Origin of the sequence: Aquimarina aggregata (assembly GCF_001632745.1) — a bacterium.
GTDB classification, from domain to species: domain Bacteria; phylum Bacteroidota; class Bacteroidia; order Flavobacteriales; family Flavobacteriaceae; genus Aquimarina; species Aquimarina aggregata.
The window spans coordinates 137,910-148,025 of record NZ_LQRT01000006.1; the positions used below are offsets into that span (position 1 = coordinate 137,910).

Sequence of the window (10,116 nt, forward strand, 5' to 3'; positions counted from 1 at the left end):
TTCCTATTTTTCTTTAAAAAACTTTGCTATCAAAAATACAATTTGATTTTGATCCTCTCTATCCAACTCATAATACAAAGGCAATCGTAACAAATTATCTGTAAAATGATCGCAATTCCCTAATACTAAAGATGTTCCATCCTTATGATAAAAAGGGCTTTTATGAAGTGATAAATAATGAAAAACACTATGAACATTATTCTGTTTTAAAAAAGAGATTAATGCTGTTCGTTCTTGTATATTTTTACACACCAGATAAAAAAGGTGACCATTTACAGATGCATAATCTGGTATGTTTGGGAGCTTCAGAAAACCACTCTCGCCTAGTTTTTTTAAACCTTCGAAATAAGAGTTCCATATTTTTTTCCTTCTGGATTGAATTTTTTCAAGATTTTCTAATTGAGCATATAAAAATGCTGCTGTAACATCTGATGGCAAAAATGAAGAACCTATATCAACCCATGAATATTTTGCAACTTCTCCTCTAAAAAAAGCAGATCTATTGGTTCCTTTTTCCCAAATAATCTCTGCACGTTGATCAAAACGTTCATCATTAACTACTAACATACCTCCTTCTCCTGCAATAATATTCTTGGTTTCATGGAATGAAAATGCGGCTAAATGTCCAATAGTACCTAATCGTTTTCCTTTATAATAAGAATCTATTGCCTGTGCGGCATCTTCTATAACAAATAAATCATGAGTGCTCGCAAGATTCATTATTTTATCCATATCACAAGCTATTCCTGCATAATGTACTACAACAATCGCTTTTGTTTTAGAAGTAATTAATTCATGTAATGTATCTGCATTAATATTTGGGTTATCCTTGTAACTATCTGCAAAAACTATTTTAGCACCTCTTAAAACAAAGGCATTTGCCGTAGAGACAAAAGTATATGAAGGCATGATTACTTCATCTCCTGGTTCGATATCAATAAGAATTGCTGCCATCTCTAAAGCGTCTGTACAAGAAGACGTTAGTAGACAATTGCGAAATCCCATTTGTTCATTAAAATAATTATGACATTTTTGAGTATAATAACCATTACCAGAAATCTTACCACGAGACACTGCATCTTTAATATAATACAACTCGTCTCCAGTCATGTATGGCTTATTAAAAGGTATCATTTTTTTATTTATTTGTTGAATCCCACAAAAATTGAGTGCTCTTATTATTCCATATTAACACACCTACTCTCTCCCAAGGTTGATCAATATTTTTTTGCAATAAGTCTTCCTCCCATTCAAATGAAATTTTTAATCTCTTTTTTACGATTTCAAACTCTTGATAATCAGACAAATCTATATTATTCCGATGTGCCCAAAAAGAAGAATATTCAATAAACCCCTTACGAAGGGAATAAGCATTTTCTTTAACATAAGGCTTATTGACTCTGAACATCCAATAAGCATAAGTACTACCTGATATATATGCATCGCACATTCCTTTTTCATCTAGAAAAGGAAGTAATTCTCCTTTATATTTTAAAGTATACATGTTTTCAAAACCTTTGAAATGATCATCTAAAAACACATCATGATTAGTAATTCCATAATACCTCTTTGCAAAGTTATTTACCAAATACTTTGTCGTTGAGTTATATCCAAAAAAATTATAATTGATTTGAAATTGCAGCAGCATAGCAATACATAAAAAAAATAGTAGAAAGTTATCAGTCTTAAAGACACTAGGAAAGAAGTAAGCTTGATTAGTATTCTCTATTAAATTTAATGATTGACTTTGATCCCGTTTCTTTTCGGTAAAAACTTTCCCTAGAAAAAGAATTTTACTACTGTAATAAAATAATGGTAATATCTTACATATCTTTTTGAATAAAGCCATTTCGACATAAGGAGTTCCATCGAAACTTAATCCAGCCAAATTCTTATCAAAAACATATTCATTTATATTTTCTTTTTCACTTATTTCTTTTTTTTCAATTGAATCTATTTTCCCAAAAACATCCAAGCATTTAATAAGCAATACGACTTTATTACAATCTAAATTGGTACTATTATAATACAGTTTTAGACTAGCTTTCTTTGATTGAATTCTTTTTTTAATTTTATCCCATATCGATACGGGTATCATGAGCAGGTAAATAGATAAATACCCAAGAGCAAAATAGGGGATTGGAAATTCAACAAGTATCCCAATATGTAAACCCACACCAATTACAAAAAGAATGATTCTAAATTTTTTATTCCAAAACAAGAAAATAAACATAAACTCAAAAACCATTGTTATATACGATAAAAGCTTGACTAGAAATTCTTGATTTAAAAACCACTGATTATCCGTTATTGTCGATATAGGAACGGATGAAGGCAACCATACTCCCAAACCATTAAGCCAAAGCGGAGAATTTATTTTGTAAACAAATGCCGAATCAAAATAAACTAAACCAACACCTAAAAGCACTGGAGCAAAATAATTAATTTTTGAAACCTTTTCTTCATTATAGATTTGATTTCTATTCAAATACACTATTTTTTTCTTTAATAAATCTATAGAAAGGGATTTGTAGATTGGCAAAAACATCAAAAGAAAATTTACCCCAGTATAGGTATAAACCATATGATATTCATAATCGGTCATACTTGAAATGAATACGATTGTAAATAGATAATTAATTATTGTCATTATTCTTGTAGAGAATCCAATACCCATACAAATAATTACAGCCATCCAAAATAAAAGTAATAATCCATTATCAGGAAAGTGGACGTCCAAGTAAGGAATTCTATCAAAATATAGTTGTCTATACTTATATATATAAATTATCTCGAATAAAAAGTTAATAGAATAAGCTATTCTAAATATAGCAAGTCCTTTGGCTGAAATTTTTTTAAATAATATTTCTTTAATAATATTCAATTTAAAAAATGATTTTAGTGGTTAGACAGTTAAAACAAGTACTTTTTTCTATTATTTTAAATCACTATAAATCAATTTCATATGATTTTTTACCAATTGATTTAGCGGGATTACCCATATAAACTTCTCCTGAATCAGCATTTTTGACTAAATTAGAGCTAGCTGCTACAATAGTCTGTTCTCCTACAATAACTCCATCTCTAATAGTAGCATTAAGCCCTATAAATGCTTTTGATTTTATAATTACATTACCTCCAATCGCACAATGAGATGTAATCGTTACATGGTCTTCTATAACCATATGATGAGCAATAATATTTCCTACCCAAATCAATACGTTATTTCCTACTTTCGTAAAAGGCATTATGGTATTGTTTTCCATAATAAAAGTATTTTCTCCAACTTTGAAATCATTCCAAACTGAATTTTTTGAAGACACATAATTGGCTAAATAATATCCTTTTCTTTTAGAAATAGTATATTTTTCGATTCGGTTTTTATTTAATTTAGAATACCCTATTGCAACAAAAAAATCATACTCAGATGGTGGATAAATTATTTCTACGTTTTCAAATTCAACTACTGGCAACCCTAAAAACTCTTCTGTATTTTTAAACGCTTTGTCTACACAAAATGCAACAACTTCATATTTAGAATCATTGGTGAAATAAAAATGTGCTAATTCACCAAATTCGCCTAATCCAAATATGACAAGTTTTATCTTCTTATTCATATATTTTTTTTATTATAAAATTAGGTCTGTTCTGCACTTGTTTAAATATTTTATACATATATATCCCTATAACACCTAAAAAAGTAGAAATGATACCTAATATCAATATATTGATCACTAATAATGAGGTCCAACCTACTTGAATCTGTTCTCCGTAATACATTTTAACAAGTATCAACAATCCTCCTGTAACAAAGCTTAATAAAGAAATAATAACCCCAAAATTGAACAACCAAGTTAGTGGTTTCGCAGAAAAAGAAGCAACTGCATTTATTAATAAACTTATTCTTTTTTTAAGCGTATACGTACTTTTTCCTTTTCTTTGTGATTTGGATATTGGAATTCCTTTTTGATGATAACCAACCCAATACATCATTCCGCCAAGAAATAAGTTAGCATCTCCCAACTCTAAAAGACTGTCAACATATTTTTTCCGCATTATACGTTCCGTAAGTATATTTCTGGGAATCAAAGTTTCAGACAAAGCGTTTAAAAAAGTATAAAACATATCACCTGAAACTTGCTCAAACCAATTCCCTTTTCTTACTTCTTGATATGCATATACAACATCAAATTTTTCTTTATTATCAAAAACAGCATATAATTTTTCAAGTACCTCAGGAGGAGTTTCTAGGTCACAATCAATTAAAAACACGATATCACCATCACTTATACTTAATCCTGCTTGTATTGCATAGTGATGTCCAAAGTTTCTAGACAAATCAACTAACTTCACGTTAGTATCTTTATCTCGAATTTCTAAAACTTTTAGACGAGAATAATCAGGAGAACCATCGTTAACGAATATAATTTCGTAATCTTCTGTAATTTTTAGAGTTGTTTTATGAACCCTTTCGTAAAATTCTTGTACAAACCCTTCCGACTTATATAATGTAGTAACTATTGATAATTTCATACTCTAGTGCTTTTAAGAAATGTACTAGCTTTTTCACCTTCATTAAAGATAAGATCTAAAACACTCACGCCATGTTCAAAAGGAGCTGACATCTGATTATATTCTTTATATCCTCTATAATCTATCCATTCTATTGTTATATCATTTTCCTTAAAAAGTGTATCATTTATATAAGCTTTTGCAGCAGGACCAGAAAGATATCTATTTGCATCTAGCTTTTTGCATGCATCAATCAACCTTTCATTTGCACCTCCTTTAAGATTTAATTCTTTGCTATCAATAATCTGTGTTTTAATCCCTAATATATTACAAATTTCTAAAATAAATCTTTTATTAATTTCACTTAATAGCGCATAATCACATTCCAAGTAGAGTTTCTCAAACTTTTCCTTATATACTTTAAAAAACGGAGCTTTCCCATAAACCGACTGCAAGGTTTTCCAATGTTTTATATTCCATTTTGATAAAAAGATTTCTGTTTCTTCAATAGATTGGTTTAATTTAGTTTGTTTTACTGGTATTGTTATCCATTCCAGCCCATTTTTTGTTTTCAAAATATTCCTGTTACGCCAATCATTTTTAGTATATTGAACCTCATCATAGATTACAAATACATCTACCATATTTATCATGTCAAAATACCCTTTCCAAGGGATGTAATTCGATTGGGATATTGCTATTTTGTTTTTCAAAATTTCATATTATAAACATTCGCCATTGTATCTAAATATAGGTGATTTCTTTTTATAAAGACAGATCCAGAATCTTTAAATTAATTACGAATCGATTAAAACGTTAATAGGCATCAAAATCTAATGCACTAAATCTCACTCCCAAAAAATCAAATTTGCGATTCTCTGAAGTTAAATCTTTAAAAATAAGATTTAGTGGTGATGGTCTCATTTTAAGGGGGATATCAAAATAAAAAGATTTTTTCCAATTAATAGTATCATCAATACCGATCCATAATTTGATAGGTTTAAATCCTAAATTGGTCTGAGTATCTTCAATATTATACTTTTTTTCAAATTTTTTTAGCATCGCTTGTATACCAAAATGAGCAGTTGCTGATGTTATTTTATTATTTTTAATCGCATATGGTAATTCTGGATTAGATAAGCGCCATTGTATAACATCTTCGTCCCAATTTCTTTGATAATCGATCGAAGTACTTTCCTTCTTATGTGTAATTTTGCCCAAACCCAACTTAGCTTCAAGCATTCCTACAAATTGAAAATCTAACTTTTTAAGAAATCCAGGAGTGCTTTGTGCATTGGCAACACCAATGACAAAACCAAAACCTTGTTCAGTGGCAGCTTTAAAACTTTCCCTAGCTAATTTTGTGAATAGTTTTTTTCCTCTGTGATTAGGGTGTGTAGCAGTATTTAAAGACAAAAGTCCTTTTTCTTCCTTTCCAAAAACAAATGCTTTGATAGGCATTAATGCATAATGAGCGGCTAGTTCTCCATCAAGATAAGCATTATATCCAATCATAGGTCCAACAGGATTCTTAGCATATTGCCATGAAACAAATTTCTCCGTATACTTTTTAGCATTCGGAAAAGTAAGTTTCAAAAGACTTGTTATTTCTTTAATTGAAATATTATCTGTTTTAATTGGTGAAAATTTGTAATTCATTTATTATTGAAAATTAACTGAAATTTATTTTAATAGTACCTAAAACATATTAATCTACAAATCCATTATTGTCTAAACCAGATATATAACTTTTATATGTCATTATTTTAGCATTAAAAGTATTCATTATTTCATTTAATCTAGGAAAAACCTTTCTCCTATTATAATACATTAGCTGATTATAAATCAAATTATTATTAATTTCTGGATGCATAAATTTCTCTTGTTTTAAATCAATATCATAAGGATGAAAATAACTAGTAACAGCCAAATCATTATTAAAGTGATGGCCAAAACTCTTCTTAATCAAATGATATGGCAAAAATCGAAAATAAACACCTCCCGAGAATGGTACTTTTAAAAATGTACTTTTTCTTAAGCTTATTGGAATTTCCCACAAGTCATCGTTCATTTTTTTAGGACTTTCACCAAAACCTTCCCATCCATATAATGGGTTTTTTGCAGGGAGAATTGAGCTAGAGTATTTAAATCCTAAATCAGTCAAAATATCAAAGGCCCAAAGTACATCTTTTGTAATTGAAAAAGTCGGAGCCCTATAACCTATAAGCTCTCTTGCCCCATAATTATATAAGGTTTCCATATTTCGTAATAAATCATCTCTAAATTCTTCGGGAGTTTGATTAGCTACTGCTTTATGTTTATTTGAATGGCAAGCAATTTCATGTCCTTCTTCGACAATCATTTTTATTAAATTAGGATAATATTTAGGAATATCTCCAACAGTAAAAAATGTTGCTTTTGATTTATAGTTATTCAAAAAAGTTAAATAACTCTCAACTAAATCCTCAACTCTAGCAGTATATATCAGCCCTTCATTTACCCTCAATCTAACATCCTCAAGATCTACACTGAATAAAAATATGTTCTCCTTTTGGTTTTTCATTATGATTACATATGAATTATTCTAATAATTAGAAACTATTGATTTTTCCTAACAGCAGATAACTGCTCTGCTATTAATCCCAAGAGAAAAATAATCAACCCGGCAAGTATCAAAGTACTACCTCCTATACTAATACCTTTGCCTTGAAAGAAAAAATTAGCACCCCAAAGCAATCCAAAAGCAAAAAAGAAAGCAGAAATAGGCAAAAATATTCTTGCAGGATTAAAAAGAATTATAATATTAATAATTTCCATTACAGTTTCAAAAGCAGTCCTAACACCAATAGTACTAGAACCTTTCAATCGATCTTTTATCCTAATAGGCTCCTCAATTACCAAATGCTTATTACTAACAAACGTTAAGGTAATTATATCACTAAAAGACATTGTATCGGGAGTGAGTTTTAAGTACTTTTTCACTAATTCAGTATTATAGATTTTCATTCCTGAATTAATATCGTAAATTGATAATTTCATCAATACCTTTGCAACCATACGTATAATATGTTTACCAATACCTCTAAACAAAGAAGCAGATGATTGTCCTTTTCTACTCCCCACTATAAGATCCGCATCTGTTTCTAAAACTTTACTAAACAATTTATCTATATCCTGTAGATAGTGTTGACCATCTGCATCCATAGTAATTACATAATCTGTATTACTAGACTTAATACCGGTTTTTATTGCACCTCCATATCCTTTGTTAACTTTATGAGAAACAATATTAAACTTATAACTAGATTCATTCTGAAATTTTGTAAGCACTTCTAAAGTCTGATCACTAGAACCATCATTAACGATAATAAGCTTATAATCTTTGTCCTGACAATGATCTATTACTTTAGGAAAAAATAATTGTAACGAATCAGCTTCATTAAAAGCAGGTATAATAATCGTCAAAGTTTTAGCCATAGAAATTTAAAGTTTTTATAAAACTAAGTCTTTTTTTAATTAAAAAGAAAAGTAATATATATATAATCATCACCTATCATTTATTAATTAATCATATATAATGCTAGCTAAAAGAAATTACACTTTTTCAGATATCAAACATTTACCAACGAGACAATTGTTAGAAATTAAACTCGTCTAGAATAAAAAAGCCTTATCTATATAGATAAGGCTTTTGAGCGGGAGACCGGGTTCGAACCGGCGACATTCAGCTTGGAAGGCTGACGCTCTACCAACTGAGCTACTCCCGCTTTTAACGGCGACAAATGTATTAGATTTTTTTAAAAAAACAATCAATAATACATAAAATTATTTTCAAATAAACACAATAAAGTCAGATTAAACCTAATCAATCTATACTATATTTCACTAGAAATAAAAATAAAAATATGCTTTTTATCGTGAAAAATAGTTGTTAATCGAAAAAAAGGTGTATTTTTGTAGTTAAAGAAATATTAATATATTGCATAAAGGTTTATCTTTAATTAAAATTAGGGAGAACTTTTTCTTTTGCTTAAAAGCATTATTATGGTTTTACCGTAATTAAAATAAGGCCTTGTATTAATATTAAGAAATTACCCCAAATATGAAAATAAAATTACTTGGATTATTTTTATTTTTATCTTTTGTTAACCTACATGCTCAGGTAAAGGTTGGTGACAACCCTAATCAGATAGATAATGCATCTATTCTTGAATTAGAAAGTACCGATAGAGTCCTTGTACTAACAAGAGTTACCACGGCTCAGATGAATAATATCACTCCTCTGAATGGTGGTTTGGTATATAATACTGATGATAATTGTATTTTCCAATACCGAAATAATAGTTGGACAAGTCTTTGTAATGGAGATGATAATCAACAATTAAATTTTGAATCTTCCACTAATATATTATCCATTCAAAACGGCAATCAAGTCGATTTATCCTCATTAATACAAACATTAACAAAAACAGGTAATACTATATCCCTCTCGAACGGTGGCGGAAGTATTAACGAAACAATATCTACACTTACCCTAAACTCAGACGGAACATATACGTATAGAGCCGAAGACGGAAGTACTACTACTTTTGGTGCTACAGGAGCCACTGGGCAAACAGGAGCTACTGGAGCAACAGGACAAACTGGAGCCACTGGGCAAACAGGAGCTACCGGAGCAACAGGTCAAACCGGAGCAACAGGAGCAACAGGAGCAACAGGAGCAACAGGAGCAACAGGAGCAACAGGAGCAACAGGAGCCACTGGACAAACTGGAGCTACCGGAGCAACAGGACAAACTGGAGCCACTGGGCAAACAGGAGCTACTGGTGCAACAGGACAAACTGGAGCCACTGGACAAACAGGAGCTACCGGTGCAACAGGACAAACCGGAGCCACTGGGCAAACAGGAGCAACAGGTCAAACAGGTGCTACCGGAGCAACAGGACAAACAGGAGCCACTGGGCAAACCGGAGCCACTGGACAAACTGGAGCTACCGGAGCAACAGGACAAACTGGAGCCACTGGGCAAACAGGAGCTACTGGTGCAACAGGACAAACTGGAGCCACTGGACAAACAGGAGCTACCGGTGCAACAGGACAAACCGGAGCCACTGGGCAAACCGGAGCCACTGGGCAAACCGGAGCCACTGGGCAAACCGGAGCCACTGGGCAAACAGGAGCCACTGGACAAACTGGAGCTACCGGAGCAACAGGTCAAACAGGAGCAACAGGTCAAACAGGAGCTACCGGAGCCACTGGACAAACTGGAGCCACTGGACAAACTGGAGCTACTGGTGCAACAGGACAAACCGGAGCCACTGGACAAACCGGAGCCACTGGGCAAACAGGAGCTACTGGTGCAACAGGACAAACCGGAGCCACTGGGCAAACCGGAGCCACTGGGCAAACAGGAGCAACAGGTCAAACAGGTGCTACCGGAGCAACAGGACAAACAGGAGCCACTGGACAAACTGGAGCTACTGGTGCAACAGGACAAACCGGAGCCACTGGACAAACTGGAGCTACCGGAGCAACAGGACAAACTGGAGCCACTGGGCAAACAGGAGCTACTGGTGCAACAGGACAAACTGGAGCCACTGGACA

9 protein-coding genes and 1 tRNA gene are annotated in these 10,116 nt (G+C 32.0%); 1 reads left to right on the top strand and 9 read right to left on the bottom strand.

The window, feature by feature from the left end; translation table 11 throughout:
* Nucleotides 1-3: 3 nt before the first annotated feature.
* The 9 genes from rffA to AWE51_RS09605 form a co-directional block, all read right to left on the bottom strand.
* The gene (gene rffA / locus AWE51_RS09565) at nt 4-1,134 is read right to left on the bottom strand and encodes a dTDP-4-amino-4,6-dideoxygalactose transaminase (RefSeq protein WP_066312699.1); all 1,131 of its coding nucleotides are present in this window, start codon (nt 1,132-1,134) and stop codon (nt 4-6) included.
* Between the two features lie 4 nt (nt 1,135-1,138).
* Nucleotides 1,139-2,884 carry an HTTM domain-containing protein gene (locus AWE51_RS09570; protein WP_066312703.1) on the bottom strand — a complete coding sequence of 582 codons (1,746 nt, stop codon included), beginning with the start codon at nt 2,882-2,884 and terminating at the stop codon, nt 1,139-1,141.
* Nucleotides 2,885-2,948: 64 nt separating this feature from the next.
* Entirely contained in the window at nt 2,949-3,617 is a 669-nt protein-coding gene (locus AWE51_RS09575; RefSeq protein WP_066312708.1) for an acetyltransferase, read from the bottom strand.
* Nucleotides 3,610-4,533 (bottom strand): glycosyltransferase family 2 protein, encoded by a 924-nt coding sequence (locus AWE51_RS09580; RefSeq protein WP_066312711.1) that lies wholly within the window; start codon nt 4,531-4,533, stop codon nt 3,610-3,612. The genes AWE51_RS09575 and AWE51_RS09580 overlap by 8 nt, the downstream gene beginning before the upstream one ends.
* Nucleotides 4,530-5,225: a WbqC family protein gene (locus tag AWE51_RS09585; RefSeq protein WP_232517370.1), complete on the bottom strand. Its 696-nt coding sequence runs from the start codon at nt 5,223-5,225 to the stop codon at nt 4,530-4,532. Before AWE51_RS09585 ends, AWE51_RS09580 begins: the two co-directional genes overlap by 4 nt.
* Nucleotides 5,226-5,328: 103 nt before the next feature.
* Nucleotides 5,329-6,171 (bottom strand): GNAT family N-acetyltransferase, encoded by an 843-nt coding sequence (locus tag AWE51_RS09590; protein WP_066312716.1) that lies wholly within the window; start codon nt 6,169-6,171, stop codon nt 5,329-5,331.
* 49 nt (nt 6,172-6,220) lie between these two features.
* Complete coding sequence (locus tag AWE51_RS09595; RefSeq protein WP_066312719.1) at nt 6,221-7,075, bottom strand: polysaccharide deacetylase family protein; 855 nt, start codon at nt 7,073-7,075, stop codon at nt 6,221-6,223.
* Between the two features lie 35 nt (nt 7,076-7,110).
* Complete coding sequence (locus tag AWE51_RS09600) at nt 7,111-7,989, bottom strand: glycosyltransferase family 2 protein (RefSeq protein WP_066312721.1); 879 nt, start codon at nt 7,987-7,989, stop codon at nt 7,111-7,113.
* Between the two features lie 217 nt (nt 7,990-8,206).
* Nucleotides 8,207-8,279 (bottom strand) — tRNA-Gly (locus AWE51_RS09605).
* A 335-nt stretch (nt 8,280-8,614) separates the two neighbouring features.
* Between AWE51_RS09605 and AWE51_RS09610 the strand changes: the two genes are divergently transcribed.
* Nucleotides 8,615-10,116 (top strand): hypothetical protein (locus AWE51_RS09610; protein WP_198403812.1); only part of this gene is annotated, 1,502 nt, incomplete at its 3' end.

Bases quoted from the DNA above. Each gene is read 5' to 3' on its own strand.
- rffA (WP_066312699.1), bottom strand. From the start codon at position 1,134: ATGATACCTTTTAATAAGCCATACATGACTGGAGACGAGTTGTATTAT.
- AWE51_RS09575 (WP_066312708.1), bottom strand. From the start codon at position 3,617: ATGAATAAGAAGATAAAACTTGTCATATTTGGATTAGGCGAATTTGGT.
- AWE51_RS09580 (WP_066312711.1), bottom strand. From the start codon at position 4,533: ATGAAATTATCAATAGTTACTACATTATATAAGTCGGAAGGGTTTGTA.
- AWE51_RS09590 (WP_066312716.1), bottom strand. From the start codon at position 6,171: ATGAATTACAAATTTTCACCAATTAAAACAGATAATATTTCAATTAAA.
- AWE51_RS09595 (WP_066312719.1), bottom strand. From the start codon at position 7,075: ATGAAAAACCAAAAGGAGAACATATTTTTATTCAGTGTAGATCTTGAG.
- AWE51_RS09600 (WP_066312721.1), bottom strand. From the start codon at position 7,989: ATGGCTAAAACTTTGACGATTATTATACCTGCTTTTAATGAAGCTGAT.